Here is a 17,043-nt window from a genome sequence, read left to right as displayed (position 1 = left end):
GAGTGAAAAAAGTTAATGGTCTTACAATATATGTAGTTTATTGACATAAAGTGCGAATTTTCTGTTTAATATCATATATTCACCTCATAATGTATAAGTTACTATCCTACATCCTCTTTTTTTTCATCTATCATAGTTATACACAAACTACGCAAGAATATCAAGTTAGAACAATTGCCTTCTATAACTTGGAAAATCTTTTCGATACTAAAAATGATAGTTTAATTTTTGATGACGATAGAACTCCTGAAGGCAAAGATGCTTGGACCAAGGAACGTTACCACAATAAAATTGAACATTTATCAAATGTAATTTCCCAAATAGGTACAGAAAAGAGTAAATCTTCACCAGATATAATTGGTGTCTGTGAGGTAGAAAACAGGCAGGTTCTACAAGATTTGATAAACCATCCGAATTTGCGTGACAAGAACTATGGGATTATACATTTTGACTCGCCAGATGAACGTGGTATAGATGTAGCGTTATTATATCTAAAATCTGCATTTATACCAGTGGCTTTTAACAGTCACAGATTGCTTCTTTTTAATGATGATGGAAAACGAAACTATACCAGGGACCAATTAATTGTAAAAGGTTTACTTGATGATGAAAAATTATACTTTTTGATTAATCACTGGCCATCTAGAAGTGGGGGAGAACTTCGCAGTAGACCTTTTAGATTAGAAGCCGCCAGATTAAATAAACGAATAATCGATTCTGTAAGAAGACAGGATTACGGTGCTAAGATTATTGTCATGGGCGACTTTAATGATGACCCAATAGATCCTAGTTTCAAAAAGATTTTAGGTGTAAAAGGCAAAAAGAAAAAACTGGATTCTACTGATTTGTATGGGCCTATGGAGGAAATGTTCAAAAAGGGAATGGGCTCCCTAGCTTACAGGGATAAATGGAATATTTTTGACCAAATGTATATGAGTGCCAATCTAGTATTAAATTCAAAACAAACATACAGGTTTTGGAATGCAAATATTTTTACGCCATCATACCTCATAGATCAAAAAGGTAAATACAAAGGTTATCCTTTACGTACTTATGCCGGTGGAAACTATGTTGGCGGTTATAGTGACCATTTCCCAGTGTATCTCTATTTAATAAGAGCAGTTAATTAGGGTTAAGCGCCATTTATGATATGTTCTGAGGCATTAGTTAATCCAACATTGTAAGCTCTATATTTTTCCACCTAACTTTGATCCCGCCTCCATCATGGATTTGAAGAAGTATTGACCCTTGCCCTTCACCAATAATTTTATCGTCAAGAGTAATCATCTCGGTTCCATTAAGCCAAGTAGTTATATTATCCCCATTTACCATAATTTTCATATGGTTCCAATCTCCAAATTTCAAAGCTTTATCCTTATCAAGATTTGGTTTAATTAGCCATTTTCTACCATATGATTCATATATCCCACCAGTAAAAAGACCAGGTGGGGCAACTTCAACCTGCCAACCGCTAACTAGCGTACCATCTACTGTTGATCGAATAAAAACCCCGCTATTGCCATTAGCCTCTTGTTTAAAGTCTAGTTCTAGAATAAAATTTTTGTAAAACTCATTGGTTGCCAAATAACCGTAACCTGCATCAGGACCACTTTCACAGACTAAAAGTCCGTCTTCTACATACCATTTCTCCGTACCATAGATAGTCCAATTATCCAAATTTTCACCATTGAACAAGTCGATTTTTTGGGCATTAACTGCACCTACTGTTGACAATAACAGTACTATAAATCCTAAATTCTTCATGTTTTTTTCTGCTTTAAATTAGAACCATTGGTTCCAAGGAATTCTACTTAAAATAAGTAACAAGCCAATACTATAAAAGATGGCAATGTTTTTGAATTTTTTCTCCCCTTCTACAAACTTTTTATGTCTAGACCATCCTATGGTTATAGAAGTTATAGCCAAAATATTCACGAATGGGTGCTCAACGGCTAAAAGTCTTGCCGCAGAAGTTAAACCGCCCATACCAAACTCTTGAATTGCATTAAGTCCGCTAGGCGAGACAAAAAACAGAATAAGCCCTACAAGAAGTTGTATATGGCATAGAATAAGCGCAAACAGGCTTAATCTTAAATCTTTGTTCATGTTAAAGATTCTATTACCTATAAGACCGGTTATTGAGTTAACAACAGCCAAAAGTAATACCGCTAATGCTACATATGCTAAATATGAGTGTAACATTTGAATAGTTTCGTACATAGTGTTGGTTTTAGAGTTCTAAAAATAGTGAAATTTAACAACAAAAAAACCCTGCCTAATGGCAGGGTTTTTTAAAAATTGATACTTTATTTGCTTAGCTACTAGAAATCATATCTTAAGGTAACGTTCCAAGTTCTACCCCATCCAAAGTAGCCTTGGTTTGATACTGCTATACCTTCATAAGTTTCATCACCTGCTTGGGCAAAATTGGCAGTAGTCAATCTAGAAATATATTCCGTATCCAAAAGGTTGTTAATATTACCTCTTATCTTCAATTGCTTTAATTTATCAGCTCCTAATGGAACGGTAAAAGTAAGACCAGCATCTAACAAGCTATAGGAAGGTAATTCTAAGTTTTCTTTAACCGCGCCAACATCGGAATACAAATTGTCATAATATCTCCAGTCAGAATCTACAGCAAAATTATCACAGATTTGATATCTAAAACCAAGACCTCCAGAAAGTTGTGCTGCACCACCTACTTTACCGCCATCGTAATCTACATTTTCTAGACTGATAACATTACGCTCTTCATCGGTTACCTGCGTTACCGCTTCACCTTTGTAAATCCAATCGCCTATAGATGCAAAACCATTAAATGAAAGATCTGTAGTTGGTCTTACTTTAAAGTCTAATTCAACACCAGAGTGTAATTGCTCAGTGCCAAAATTAGTTGTAAATGTAAGTACATCATTAACAACATCAGAGCTTGTAACCACTCTATCTTTCCAAGAAGTCCTATACAGGTTGACATTAGCTGAAAAAATAGAGCTAGAGAAACCATAACCAGCTTCCAAACCAAAAATCTTTTCGTTTTCGGTTAATGGATTTACTTGGTTGGTAAAGTTTAAGTAAATATTGTCATGGTATGGTTGGCGATTGTAAAAACCAGTGTTGAAATAAAAACTATGGGCATCAGATGGCTTATAGCTAAATCCAGCTTTTGCATTATAACCTAGGTTGTTTACTTTTTCAGAATCTGTACCTGGTACAATTCCGGCAGGCAACGGCTCACCTGTAGCTTGGCTAGATATACCATCAATTAAAGATTGGTCTGCATATTGATAAAAATCAAATCTTTGGTGGTATTGATTAGAAACCGACCCTTGGAAAAAAGCAGATAAATTATCGGTAGCATACTCTAATTGAGTAAACAATCCTCCGTAAGAAATACGCTCATCATTACTATAAGCGATTTTCTGGTCTTCTGGGTATTTGCTAAAAGCTGCTTCCCAACCAGATGGTCTAAAGCTTTCAGTAGCTGTCACAAATTTGTATGTACCAAAACTACCATAAGGTTCATGATTGTTATTTTGATCAATTAGACGAATATCCTCAGTCCATGAATTAAGACCATGGAAATCAGACACTACCCTAAAATGCTTTCCGTAATAAGTTCTTAAATCAAAACCAAGGTTCCAAGTAAGATTATCTGTAAGTTGTTTTTCAAAGTTACTTATTAAACCATACCAACTATGTAGGTTCATAGAAGCACGGGTTACGTATGCAGGTTCAGAACCAAAATTTACACCTGCTCCATCTGTAACTTGAGAATTTTGAGCGTAAATAGCATCATAATCAATACGCCCTTCTGCAGTTCTGATACGGGACCCACGGTTACCTGTACCACCACCATTACCCCAAGAGGCATATAAAACTGTAGATAGGTTAGCAGATTCACTAATATTCCAATCCCAGTTTAAGTTCGCCACTGGTTTATGGTAAAAATTCCTTCTCTCGGTTAAGTATTGACCCTTATAGGTACCCCAGTTATTATTATAACGTAAACCATTTTCTAAATAAGTAGAAATAGATTTTGTAAAGTTTTGATCATGAAACTGTGGCGCCCCGGTAATTAAAAAGTTGAAGTTATGTGAATCATTTGGTCTATATCCTGCAGAAATAAAATAAGTCTGGCCTTCACCAAAGTTACCCTCATTGTACCCGTCTCCTTGCCAGTGTGAAAGCATTACACTTAAACCCCATCCTTTTTCCGAAATACCTGTATTATAACCCGCAGATGTTTTTATATAGTTATCGTTGGCAATAGTAGCATAACCAAAACCACCTTCATTCATTTCAGTAGCTTTAGTTACAAAGTTAACCGTGCCACCGACAGAAGAAATAGCCAGTTTGGAAGAACCTAGACCACGTTGGATTTGAACACCACTGGCAATATCGTTTAAACCTGACCAGTTAGACCAGTACATTAAACCATCTTCCATCCCATTTATTGGCTGTCCGTTTAATAGAAACGCCGTATTATCTTGGTCAAAACCACGAACTCTCATGTTAGTGTCACCAAAACCACCTGCTTGTCCAGAAACGTAAACTGAAGGTGTATTGACCAAAGTCATGGTAATATCCTGTGTGCCAATCTTTTCCTGGATTACTGTTACAGGAATAGAAGAAACAGCAATAGGTGTTTGCCTATCAGAAGCAAGGTCAATAATACCTGTACCAACTACTACCACGCCTTCTAACTCCTCTGCATTTGGACTTAAAGTTATGTTCCCTATGTTACCTGCGGAAGAAAAAGTTACTTGTTTGGAATTATATCCAATATAAGAAACCACTAAAGTACCTGCCTCGGTACTTATATTAATAATAAAATTTCCATCAAAATCGGAAGAAGTACCGTTAGTAGTCCCTTTTACCACTACGGTTGCCCCTGGTAATGGTGTATTGGTTTCCCCATCATAAACAGTACCCGTAATTGTTCCCTGTGAAAAAGCGGTTACGGTCATTAAAAATGCCGCGATCGCAAAGTACATTTTTCTCATTTTTTATGTGTTTTGTTAATTTTAACGTTTTGCAAAAGTCTTGTATTTTTTAACCTAATAAGTTAAGACAACGTTAAATTATATTATGCAAAAATAAACTAATTAACACACTTTAAATACTGAAAATGAATTACTTGAAGCGAATTGCGTAAAATTAATAAAGATGTAAATCAACTCTTAAAATATTGTAAAAGTCGCAAAGTAGAACTATCATGATCGGCAATTTGTGAACTTTCTATATCCTTTAATATTGTTCCAGCTAGTTGTTTCCCCAATTCTACTCCCCATTGATCATAACTAAAAATATTCCAAATAATACCTTGAACAAATATTTTATGCTCATAAAGTGCTATTAAAGCTCCAAGACTCTCCGGTGTTAATTTATCTATCAATAAGGTATTGGTAGGTTTGTTTCCGGCAAAAACCTTAAATGGCGCCAGATTATCAATATCTAATTTAGATAACCCTTTTACTTCTAATTCCGAAATAACCTCTTCCAGGGTTTTACCGTTCATCAATGCCTCTGTCTGAGCAAAGTAATTGGCCATTAATTTGTTATGATGATCAACATCGCCATGCAGCGAATTTTTAAAACCGATGAAATCTGTAGGAATTAATTTGGTTCCTTGATGGATTAACTGAAAAAATGCATGTTGCGAATTTGTTCCTGGCTCTCCCCAAATTATAGTTCCCGTTTCATAACTTACTTTTTTTCCATTACGATCCATACTTTTACCATTGCTCTCCATGATACCCTGTTGTAAATACGCTGAGAATCTACTTAAATATTGTGTGTATGGAATTATGGCCTCCGTCTCGGCATTATAAAAATTATTATACCAGACACTGATCAGACCCATAATTACAGGCATATTAGTATTGAATTCCGCATTTTTAAAATGAGTATCCATCGTATTGGCACCTTTAAGAAGGTTGTTGAAATTTTCATAACCTACTGCTAGTGCTATAGACAGGCCAACCGCACTCCAAAGTGAAAACCTTCCACCAACCCAATCCCACATTGGGAACACATTTTCTGATGCTATCCCAAATTCTGCTATCTTTTCAGTATTTGTAGAAACCGCAGCAAAATGTTTAGCAATATCTTCCTGTGATCCATATTTCAAAAACCATTTTTTAATGGTTGTTGCATTACTCAAGGTTTCTTGAGTGGTAAACGTTTTGGATACCACCACAAACAAAGTGGTCTCTGGGTTTAATCCTTTTAAAATTTCATGTACATGGTCACCATCAACATTACTTACAAAATGAAGGTTTAAATGATTTTTATAAAACCGTAATGCTTCTGTTACCATTGCGGGGCCTAGATCTGACCCACCAATACCTATATTAACAACATCAGTAAAAGCTTTTCCGGTATAACCATTACTTTTTCCATTAATAACATCGTCTGTAAAGTACTTTATATGTTGCTTTACCTCATTTATTTCAGGCATAACATTCTGCCCATCTACTAAAACACAATCGTTAGGGTTAGCCCTTAAGGCCGTATGTAAAACTGCCCTATCTTCTGTCTCATTTATTTGATCTCCAGAAAAGTATTTTGAAATAGCGTCCTTTAATTGAACCTCTTCCGCCAATTGAAGCAAAATATCCAATGTTTCTGAAGTAATTCTGTTTTTCGAATAGTCTAGAAGAAAATCATTGAATTTTATACTAAAGGTTTCTGCTCTTTTCTTATCAGATGCAAAAAGTTCTTTTAAATGATGTTCTTTGGTTTTTGAATAATGATCAGATAATTTTTTCCAGGCTAGGGTGGTTGTTGGATTGGTTTTATTTAGCGACATTTTCTTCATTAAGTGTTAGAAATTCTTCTTCATTTATTTTTTCAGGATATGCGATGCAATCCAATTGTTCTTTTATTGGGTTGATGTGACCATAATATGCGGGTCGCAAGGGTTCTGCCAAAGGTTCTGCTTGTGGTAAATCTTCTTTAAGTGGATCTACTTGTTTACCATTTCTCCAAAAACGATAACATACATGTGGCCCACCTGTATTACCGGTCATTCCAATCCAGCCAATCACATCGCCCTGTCTAACGAATTCACCTTTTTTAACTTTTTGGGCTTTCATATGCAGATATTGGGTGGCATATGTAGCGTTATGTCTAATCTTTACATATTTACCATTGCCTCCTCTTCTTGTAGATTCTATTACTGTGCCATCTGCTGTTGCCAAAATTGGTGTACCAATTGGCGCTGCATAATCTGTGCCCTTATGCGGCCTTAATTTGTATCCATAATAGCGAATTCGTCGTTTTAAGTTATATCGCGATGATATTCTACTAAACTGAACTGGCGCCCTTAAAAATGTTCTTCTTAGGTTATTGGCCTCATCATCAAAATAATCAACTATATTATTTAAGGAATCATTTTCATATGCAAATGCATAAATTGGTCTTCCATTATGTTCAAAATAGGCTGCCTCTATAGGCTCTGCGCCAGCGTAGACCGTATCATTTATATATTTCTCCTTATAAATAACCTTAAACTTATCACCTTTTTGCAACCTAAAGAAGTCAATGGTCCAGGCATATATTTCAGATAGATTATTGGTTACATTATAGTCTATACCTTGATCAAGAATGGCTTCGGATAGCGATGTTTCTATTTCTCCCGATGCCTCTCGTTCAACATACCTAACTTTCTTTTTGCTCCTATAGGCGGTAACACTATCCCTTAAATCTACAACTGTATAATTAATTGGGTCATTTTCATATATAAAAACCTGGGCCTTTTCTGTAGTATCCTTTGATTTTAAGATAGAGTACGGTTTACCTACCCTTATTTTCCTAACATCAAACGTGTCCTTAAAGTCTTCTGAAATTTTAGCGATTTTTGGGTAATCCACATTGTTTTTCAACATTAACTCTCCAAAACTATCACCATATTTAACCGTGTCTAACTGAACATTAAACTCATCTAAGTTAAAACCAAAGTGTTTTTTTATAGGTTTTTTAACCTCGGCTATTTCTACTAAACTATTATTTACTTCGACCTGATTTTTATCCTTACAGGAGAATGTTACGGTCAATGCGAATATTACGCCCCAATATTTATGCATTTTTATGAACCTATTTTATTAGGATTAAACATATGGTCTACCCACTGTTTACCCCATTCGTTAATTTCTTTATTACTGTAGATTTTAGGAAAAAATATGACTTTTTGGAAACTTGGAGGTAAATATTCTTTCCAGTTGGTACCACCTGTTGCATCAATATTTACAGATTCCTTTCCTAAATATCTATGTGCAGAACCCATGTGCATTAGGGGCCAATTAATATTTGCATTAACGTCTAATGCCTTTAGTGCCTTTATAAGTTCTTTATCTTTTTGCTGCTCCAATGACAACGATAAATACTTATTATAAATTGTGCTGTCCTTAACCTGTCTTGCAATTCTTATGAGCCTAGGCGTGTACCTATACTCAAACTGTTTCAATGTAAGTGTTTTCTCGCCAGTTTCCATATCAGTCGCACCCTTTTTCCAATAAATGTTCTCATATAGTTCCTCCAAATTAGTTTCAGAAGAATAGTGTCCTCTTTTAGATATATGTACCAAATTTTCCATTGGTGTAGAGTATATCTCTATCATTCTAAATTGTGCAGACTGAAAGCCACTTGCCGGTAACAACGCCATTCTATATTTAAGAAATTGTTCACGCTCCATACCTTTTATCATAATACCAAAAGAGGATATTAAAGCAGTATAGTAGCTATTGATTCTTCTTATTTTTTCAAGGAAAAAATCCAGCCGTTGTGATTTATCATCAACCAATTGCTTTTGCTCATGTAAAATGAGTTTAAAATATAATTCGGTAATCTGGTGGTACATGATGAATATTTCTTCATCAGGAAAATGTGTTCTTGGTATTTGAAGACTTAATAAGGTATCTAAATGTATGTAGTCCCAATACGTTAAGTAGCGTTGATAAAGAAGACCGTCCAGATATGAGCTTAAGTCTTGACCGGAGTCTTTATATTTTTCTTCAAGTTTTAAAATCTGAGACTTAATGCGCTCTTTATCTTCCATTGCAAGCTAATCCATTACTATCTTAAATTGATGTTTTAGACCGTTATAACCATCCAAATCAGCTTTAATGGCACCCACTGCCAAATCTGCCTTTATCCTTATCGGAATTCTATTATCGTCATTGGAAACCCAGAGGGATAAACTTTCTTGTTCCTTAAAAATCCTCCCCGATTGTACCAAAGGTCTAAATTTAAGACATTCTACTTTACCGTACTTGGTATGGACAATTTCCTTTCCAAGGTATTTTAATTTAAAATTAAATATACCATCATCATCATAAAGCATTTTAAGGTCTATGGCCTCACCAACTGTTAAATCTGCTGGCTCGTAATTATTCCTTAAAAAATAAAACGCAGAAATTAAATCCTGTATGCTGTCTTCAAGGGTAAAATTAAGCTTTTTCTTGTTTTTCTTGTCATTTAAGATTGCTTTGTCATTTTTATGATCAAAATTTATCTCGACATCTTTTTTGTATCCACCTTCATCTATCTTTCTTATAAACTTATATGGTTTACCGTCTTTTTTATCAAAATAACTTTCGTAAGTATCATCAACCTTGAAGAACAAACTCGCAAATCCGGTGGTTTCTCCATGGCCAACTACATGATAAACGGGTATGGAGTCTATTTTAGCATTTTTTACCTGCAAGGTCGCATAACTGGCATTAAGAAAACCATAATGCATTCTAAACTTTAGCCATTCCCCACTTTTAAATGCAGATCCTCCACTTTGTGCAAATAATCCCGAAATAAACATAAAAGGGAGAATGAAGAAAATCCTTTTCATAACGTAGTTTTTAGATAAAATTACTAATAGAATTGACATATATGCCATTCTTACAATAACTTAAACAAAATTTATTCCAAAGTATTGTATAAAAAAAGCCCAGTCTTTAAACTGGGCTTTTCCTAAATAACCAACCAAACTTTAAATTATGAAAAACCAATACTTAAAGTTGTAAGGGAACCACCCCTTACTGATGTAAAATTAAACAACCTTTTTTCTTACGTATAGGTTTTAACTTACTTTAACGATAAACTTAACAAATCTTCACAATTGCCTGTATTTATTGGGAAAGTATTAGGAAAACGAAGACTCTATTTAACTAAAACCAATACCCAATACTAAAAAAGAAATTACTGTTTTCTATCTCTGGTGACCATGAATAGATTACTTGAACGGGACCCAAAAAGGATTCCCATCCATAGCCTACCCCATAGCCAGAGAAGTTTGGAGAAGTAAACCATTCACCAGTTCTAAAAATATCATCTTCTACATTGGCAAAATTGGCCGAGAACAACAAATGGTTTTTAGGCAAAAATTCAAAATCCAATCTACTGTAAGCCTTTACAAAACTATTCCCTGGGAGACTTAAAAAGTCATACCCATAAAATGGTACTAGATTATTGATGAGATCAGTCCCGAAACCACCCAAAACAAAATCAAAAGAAGTTACATTGGATGTGCCAAGTTTAAACCCACCTTCGGTTTCTATATTTATCGCTAAATTTTTAACTATTGGAAAGGCCATACCTATTCTTGCCTTTGAAACAGAAAAATCTTTAAAATTATTATTAAAATCAGAGGATAAGATATAATAGTGCATATCACCATCAAAAAACAAACCTCTAGTTGGAAAATATTTGTCATCATAAGTATCCAACCTTAAATTTCCAAACACACTAAAGAAATTACTCTTTTCAAAATATGTGCGTTCATTTGTATTCAATTGGGCCGTGGTATTAGAACCGTTTGCTACTTCACCAAGTGTGCTTGTGCTAAACTTTAAATGTTTTAGTTCTGCACCAAGGTTAAATGCAAACTCTTCCCGTAATACGGTTTGCAAATAAATCTGATTGGTGAAATCGGATAGGTCTAAGGTTATTTGATTTAGATTTGCGGTGGAAGGTACTTCAAAATTATCCCTGATCAAATCAAAATTAATTTCCTGTTTAAATTGATTAAATCTGGAGTTGAATCCAAAACTCCAATATGTACCCTTATCTATATAATACTCAAAATTATATCTCACATTATCTCCCAACATAAGGTCAAAAGAAGCAACATCATCTCTAAAGGCAATATTTTTATATGTTAAATTTATTAAGGCTGCACTTTTATACAAATCATCATAGTGGGCACCTAATCTCAAAAAAGACTTATTCGTAGTCTCATCCAATCTTAGAATTAAGTCCTCACCGGCTCCATTAGAGACAAGCTTATACCTATTGGTGTTAAAATTACCTGTTGCCGTTAAATTACTTATACCTTGTTGTAATTTTTTAAATGCAATGGGCTCCCCTAATTTAAAACGTAATTTACCTTTAATATAACCACGCGTGTGCTCATGATCGCCATTTATTATAAGCCTATTTATCATGATGCTATCCTGCAGGCCCATGATTTTAATTTTTGGTTTAGACCCATTGACTCTAGTGGCTATTTTCTTTAGTTCTGGCAAAAGCTCTATTGCGGCCACCTCACCACTTTTTACAATTTCGGCAGCTTTGTCAAATTCGATAACGCTATATTTTTCGATTTTTGGTTTAATATAGATATCTGTTTTTATGGACTTCTCCACCATATCCTCAACCGTTCTAAAATTATTAATTTGTAAAAGAATCTCAGTTGCCGATAAAAGGGCATCCCTTTCAGATAGGCCATGTTGTACGTCGATACCTATAACTATATCCGCCCCCATCTCACGGACTTTATCTATTGGATAATTATTTACTACACCACCATCTATAAGCACCATATCGTCAATACTAGAAGGTTCAAAAAGAGATGGTAGCGTACCACTGGCCATTATGGCTTGGGGCAAATAACCGGAATCCAGTACTACTTCCTTACCTGTTTCTATATTGGTTGCGATACATACAAAAGGGATGGGCAGTTCAGAAAAATTGTTAATATCCTTTACATGGTATAACAACCTTATAAGTTCATTATATATATTCTGCCCACCGGAATAGGCCGTTGGAATAGTAACCTTAAAATTATCAAATGGTAATGTTAATGCATATCTTTCTGTATCCTCCTTTTCATAAAATGTTTTGGCACTTCGTGGAAGTTTATCCTCAATAAGACTTAATAGGTCTGTAACCTTAAAAATGGAATCTAATTGGTCTGCAGAATAGCCAGACGCATAAAGGGCACCGATAATAGCACCCATACTTGTGCCCCCAATATAATCTATTTCTACCCCGGCCTCTTCTATAACCTTTAACGCACCAATATGAGCAAGACCCTTTGCACCGCCACCACTAAGAACTACACCAATCTTTTTACCGCCAAATTGCGTTTTTTCTTGCCCTTTCACCGCCATTAAACAAAGTAGCAACAAAGACGACCAAAGCCATTTAGACAATAGAAAATATGCAGGTATAACCCTAATGAAATGCTTCATATACAATCTTTGCTTTTGACACCCCTATTATTTCGGTTAGACTGTCTAAGTTAGCTTCTTTTATTCTTTTAACAGACTTGAAGCTCTTTAATAATTGACTTGCCGTTTTTTCTCCTATACCATCAATATTTTCTAGTTCAGAATTAATGGCCGCTTTACTTCTTTTATTTCTATGAAATGTTATTCCGAACCTATGGGCTTCATTCCTTAATTGTTGTATTATTTTTAGGCTTTCCGATTTTTTGTCTAGATATAACGGAATTGGATCCTCCGGGAAATAAATTTCCTCCAATCGCTTGGCAATACCAACAATAGCAATTTTACCTCTAAGTCCTAAAATATCCAAGCTCTTAAGCGCGGAGGATAATTGCCCCTTACCACCATCTATTACAATAAGTTGAGGCAATGGTTCATCTTCATCTAAAAGGCGCCTATATCTTCTAAAAACCACTTCTTCCATAGATGCGAAATCATCTGGACCATCTACAGTTTTAATATTATAATGTCTATATTCCCTTTTACTTGGTTTACCATCTCTAAACACCACACAAGCTGCTACCGGATTAGTACCTTGAATATTACTGTTATCAAAACATTCTATGTGTTTAGGTTCTGCAGAAAGTCGCAAATCCTTTTTCATTTGAGACATTATCCTATTGGTATGGCGATCTGGATCAATTATTTTAATTTGATTAAACCGCTCCTGTCTATAGAATTTTGCATTGCGCTCAGATAATTCTAAAATTCTTTTTTTATCTCCCAATTTAGGCACAGTGACTTTTAAGGATTCATCAATCACAACCTTAAATGGAAGATAGAGTTCTTTGGAACTAGAGTTAAAACGCTGTCTAATATCAATAATCGCCAGCTGCAATAACTCGGCATCCTCTTCATCTAATTTCTTTTTTATCTCCATGGTATGGGAGCGAATAATAGAGCCATGGCTCAATTGTAAAAAATTCACATAGGCATAAGATTTGTCCGATATAATCGAGAAAACATCTACATTACTGATCTTAGGGTTGACTATAGTAGATTTTACCTGATAGTTTTCCAACACCTCTATCTTATCCTTTATCAGCTGCGCTTCCTCAAAACGCATATCAGAAGCCAATTTTTTCATTTGACCTTTAAAGTAAAGTAAGGAGGATTTAAAATTACCTTTTACTATTTCACGTATATCATTAATTTGACGTTGGTAATCCTCTTCACTTTGAAGCCCCTCACAGGGCCCTTTGCAATTACCCAAATGATATTCTAAACAAACCTTATATTTTCCAGAACGTATTTTATCCTTTGAAAGATCATAATTACAAGTCCGTAAAGGATATACACTCTTAATTAGGTCTAACAAAGTTCTTACCGTTTTCATACTAGTATAAGGTCCAAAATACTCAGACCCATCCTTTATTGTACGCCTGGTAGGGAATAATCTAGAAAACCTTTCGTTTTTTAAACAAAGCCAAGGGTACGATTTATCATCCTTTAAAAGAACATTATACCTAGGCCTATATTCCTTTATAAGATTATTCTCCAACAACAGCGCATCGGATTCTGTAGGTACTACTATATGCTTGATGGTCACAATCTTCTTAACCAAGACCCTAGTCTTACCATACTCATGATTTTTAGTAAAATAAGATGAAACTCGCTTTTTTAGGTTTTTGGCCTTTCCTACGTATAATATGGTCTCCTTAGAATCATAAAATTGATAAACACCAGGACTATTAGGCAGCGTGCTTAATTGAACATTAATAGGAATATTGGACATAGGTGATATAGATAGAACTCTTTTTCTTAGAAGATATAAATTACTTTCTTTTTAAAATAATGAAATACATTTTTCTTCACTTTAACAAACATTAATATATAATAACCCCAAACTAGAGGTTATTAAATTCTTGATTTTAAAGGGTTATATTGAAAATAAATAAAAATAACCTTGCAATAATTATCACATAATGAATTTTTTACATGGCTCTATTTATCTTATTTATTGATTTTCAGACAATTATGCCAAATTACGCATTATGAATATTCACTTGAAAGTTAATTTTTTCAAAAAAAAGTGCTTTTTATCGATAAAAAGTGTCCGTTCAAGGAAATTTGATGATTTTTTTACTTACATTTAACACTGAACAAAACCCCTGAATAATGGAAAGCTATATAATAACTCTTGGGACTTACTTAATTTTAATGCTGTTTTTTAAAGTTTTCTTTGCGGTTGCTGGAAAAGAATAAGTTTTAAATAACTGTGCCCCAATACAAAATCATTTTTCAACCATGTTGAAGAAAGATTTACGTGAAAAATACGATACCCTTAGAGCAGAACTTTCTACAGTTTCACTTGCTTCAAAAAGTCTTTCAATAGCTAATATTTCATTAGAACTACCTATTTGGACATTCAACTATTACCACATTTTTTTACCGATTAAAACCAAAAAAGAAGTTGACACTATAAACCTATTGTCTATTCTACAGGGCAAGGACAAAAATATAATAGTACCCAAAGTTGTAACCAATACTTCTTTAGAGCATTATCTTTTAACAGACAATACTAGATTTAAAAATAGCCATTGGGGTGTTCCTGAACCTATTGACGGCATTCCCATACAGCCAGAAAAGATTGATGTAGTTTTCATCCCATTGCTGGCATTTGACCAAAAAGGCAATAGGGTAGGTTATGGCAAAGGTTTTTACGATCGTTTTTTAAAAGAATGCAAAAAAGATGTCATTAAGGTTGGATTGTCCTTATTTGAGGCCGAAGATAAAATTTCTGATATTGACCCAAATGATATACCTCTCGATTTTTGTGTTACCCCAGAAAATATCTATTCATTCCCAGAAACCTCATGATCATCCTTTACCGATTGATGCTCTTCATCGGCACTATTTTTAAAAGCCTTCTTGTTAAAGACCAATAAAATACCTACTCCTGTACTTATTGCTGTATCAGCAATATTGAATACAGGTTCGAAAAACCTAAAGTTACCTCCGCCAAAATAAGGCACCCATTCTGGCCAAGTAGCGTCTACCATTGGAAAATAGAGCATATCTACCACCTTACCATAAAAGACTTTGCCATAAGGTTCGTTTGAAAATAAAGTAGCCACTTCATTATAACTATCATTAAACAATAACCCGTAAAACATTGAGTCCAATATATTGCCAAGAGCACCAGCAAATATCAATGAAACAGCAATTATTAATGTTTTTGATGCATTCTTTTTTATAACATCAAAAAGCCAATATCCGATACCAAAAATGGCAAACAACCTAAAAATGGTCAAGATAAGTTTACCTATACTGTCCGATATTGGAAGCACATCACTTAGCTTAGCACCCCATGCTGCTCCCTCATTTTCAATAAAAAGAATCTTAAACCAACTAAATACCTCAATAGATTCTCCCAAAACAAAATGGGTCTTGATATAAATTTTACTCCATTGATCTATTATTAATATCAAAAGAATAACTACTACTGATTTTTTAAGATTCATATGGTTTTTTCAAAGTGCAAAAATATAAATATTATTTTGTTTTATTTAAGATGATATCACCTGTTACCGTACTCAATTGATATAAGCTTGCACCATCATCTATTGGATTGTTACTAACTGTCCCATATTTGCTTGACGAAATGATTATAGCCTTATTTGCCTCAACAAAAATATTTCCATTTTGCGTCTTGACCTCTACTTTTCCAGATAAGCCTTTTAGCCTACAAATACCATCTGAAAGTGAAATCCCTAAATTATCATATTCACCGTAAGCTATAATATTTGCGCTTGTTCCATGAACTTTAACATTTTTAAATTGTGGTATGGTAACCTTTAAGGCAATGGACACCACTTTATGTGCACTTAATTTGTCGTTAGGATTTTTATAGTTTGGACCAAAACCTGCATTAACCTGTAAGGTATTCCCGTTCTCTAAAAGATTTAAAAAAAGTTCATTGCTGTACTCTCCATCCATTTGTGCCTCAATTAGTATTTCATTAGTAGTTGACGTTTGTAAAACTACCTCAAAACAACTATTGGCATCAATCTGGATTAAATGAATGGATTCCTTTAGGATAGACTTTGCTACTTTCTTTTGTGCTGTTAAGGGCAAAAACACTACAAGAAAGAGAGTGAAAAAAATACTTCTCAATGTATACTATTAAAAAAACGCCAATGAAGGCGTTCTTGTTTACTATTGCATATTCTTAGCTTCTATACTTAAAGTTGCATGCGGCACTAACTTTAGTCTTTCTTTATTAATCAGTTTTCCTGTCACCCTACAAATGCCATAGGTTTTATTTTCTATTCTTAATAGGGCATTTTTTAAGTCCCTAATAAATTTCTCCTGCCTAATGGCCAATTGCGTATTGGCTTCTTTGCTCATAGTTTCAGAACCTTCCTCAAATGCCTTGAATGTGGGCGAGGTATCGTCAGTGCCATTGTTACCATCATTCATATAGGAGCTTTTTAAAAGCTCTAAATGACTTTTTGCTTTTACTATTTTTTCCTCTATCAGGCTTTTGAATTCAGCCAAATCTTTGTCTGAATATCTTACTTTTAAATCTTCTGCCATC

Annotated in this window: 14 protein-coding genes; 2 read left to right on the top strand and 12 right to left on the bottom strand. The window is 34.4% G+C overall.

All coding sequences use genetic code 11. From position 1 onward, the window contains the following. Positions 1–89: 89 nt before the first annotated feature. Positions 90–1,130 carry an endonuclease/exonuclease/phosphatase family protein gene (locus tag ACOCEA_RS05790; protein WP_420755265.1) on the top strand — a complete coding sequence of 347 codons (1,041 nt, stop codon included), beginning with the start codon at positions 90–92 and terminating at the stop codon, positions 1,128–1,130. A 37-nt stretch (positions 1,131–1,167) separates the two neighbouring features. On the opposite strand, the gene ACOCEA_RS05785 is transcribed toward ACOCEA_RS05790, so the two are convergent. From ACOCEA_RS05785 to uvrC, 9 genes are all read right to left on the bottom strand, one after another. Continuing rightward, the gene (locus ACOCEA_RS05785; protein WP_420755264.1) at positions 1,168–1,764 is read right to left on the bottom strand and encodes a 3-keto-disaccharide hydrolase; all 597 of its coding nucleotides are present in this window, start codon (positions 1,762–1,764) and stop codon (positions 1,168–1,170) included. Between the two features lie 18 nt (positions 1,765–1,782). Then, positions 1,783–2,220 (bottom strand): hypothetical protein, encoded by a 438-nt coding sequence (locus ACOCEA_RS05780; RefSeq protein WP_420755263.1) that lies wholly within the window; start codon positions 2,218–2,220, stop codon positions 1,783–1,785. A 101-nt stretch (positions 2,221–2,321) separates the two neighbouring features. Beyond that, complete coding sequence (locus tag ACOCEA_RS05775) at positions 2,322–5,003, bottom strand: TonB-dependent receptor (RefSeq protein WP_420755262.1); 2,682 nt, start codon at positions 5,001–5,003, stop codon at positions 2,322–2,324. Between the two features lie 170 nt (positions 5,004–5,173). Continuing rightward, complete coding sequence (gene pgi / locus ACOCEA_RS05770) at positions 5,174–6,811, bottom strand: glucose-6-phosphate isomerase (protein ID WP_420755261.1); 1,638 nt, start codon at positions 6,809–6,811, stop codon at positions 5,174–5,176. Beyond that, positions 6,798–8,087 (bottom strand): peptidoglycan DD-metalloendopeptidase family protein, encoded by a 1,290-nt coding sequence (locus ACOCEA_RS05765; protein WP_420755260.1) that lies wholly within the window; start codon positions 8,085–8,087, stop codon positions 6,798–6,800. The genes pgi and ACOCEA_RS05765 overlap by 14 nt, the downstream gene beginning before the upstream one ends. Before the next feature lie 2 nt (positions 8,088–8,089). Further along, positions 8,090–9,058, bottom strand: a complete 969-nt coding sequence (locus ACOCEA_RS05760; protein WP_420755259.1) for a tryptophan 2,3-dioxygenase family protein — start codon at positions 9,056–9,058, stop codon at positions 8,090–8,092. A gap of 6 nt (positions 9,059–9,064) precedes the next feature. Beyond that, entirely contained in the window at positions 9,065–9,844 is a 780-nt protein-coding gene (locus ACOCEA_RS05755) for a DUF3108 domain-containing protein (protein ID WP_420755258.1), read from the bottom strand. A gap of 319 nt (positions 9,845–10,163) precedes the next feature. Further along, positions 10,164–12,467: a patatin-like phospholipase family protein gene (locus ACOCEA_RS05750; protein ID WP_420755257.1), complete on the bottom strand. Its 2,304-nt coding sequence runs from the start codon at positions 12,465–12,467 to the stop codon at positions 10,164–10,166. Next, on the bottom strand, positions 12,451–14,238 hold the full coding sequence (gene uvrC / locus ACOCEA_RS05745) for an excinuclease ABC subunit UvrC (RefSeq protein ID WP_420755256.1): 1,788 nt from the start codon (positions 14,236–14,238) through the stop codon (positions 12,451–12,453). The genes ACOCEA_RS05750 and uvrC overlap by 17 nt, the downstream gene beginning before the upstream one ends. A gap of 512 nt (positions 14,239–14,750) precedes the next feature. Here uvrC and ACOCEA_RS05740 point away from each other — a divergent pair. Then, positions 14,751–15,323 carry a 5-formyltetrahydrofolate cyclo-ligase gene (locus ACOCEA_RS05740; protein ID WP_420755255.1) on the top strand — a complete coding sequence of 191 codons (573 nt, stop codon included), beginning with the start codon at positions 14,751–14,753 and terminating at the stop codon, positions 15,321–15,323. Here ACOCEA_RS05740 and ACOCEA_RS05735 read toward each other — a convergent pair. From ACOCEA_RS05735 to ACOCEA_RS05725, 3 genes are read right to left on the bottom strand one after another with little or no spacing between them, the layout of a single operon-like run. Then, positions 15,299–15,967: a lipoprotein signal peptidase gene (locus tag ACOCEA_RS05735; RefSeq protein ID WP_420755254.1), complete on the bottom strand. Its 669-nt coding sequence runs from the start codon at positions 15,965–15,967 to the stop codon at positions 15,299–15,301. The genes ACOCEA_RS05740 and ACOCEA_RS05735 overlap by 25 nt on opposite strands. Before the next feature lie 31 nt (positions 15,968–15,998). Then, a complete protein-coding gene (locus ACOCEA_RS05730) occupies positions 15,999–16,619 on the bottom strand; it encodes a DUF4097 family beta strand repeat-containing protein (RefSeq protein WP_420755253.1) in 621 nt (206 codons plus the stop codon). Between the two features lie 42 nt (positions 16,620–16,661). Next, positions 16,662–17,042, bottom strand: coding sequence for a TraR/DksA family transcriptional regulator (locus ACOCEA_RS05725; RefSeq protein ID WP_420755252.1), 381 nt, complete (start codon positions 17,040–17,042; stop codon positions 16,662–16,664). Between the last annotated feature and the right edge of the window lies 1 nt (position 17,043).

The organism is Maribacter luteocoastalis (genome assembly GCF_048890225.1).
GTDB classification, from domain to species: Bacteria; Bacteroidota; Bacteroidia; order Flavobacteriales; family Flavobacteriaceae; genus Maribacter; species Maribacter luteocoastalis.
Note: the sequence above shows the minus strand (reverse complement) of the source record. Positions and strands in the feature narration are given on the sequence as shown.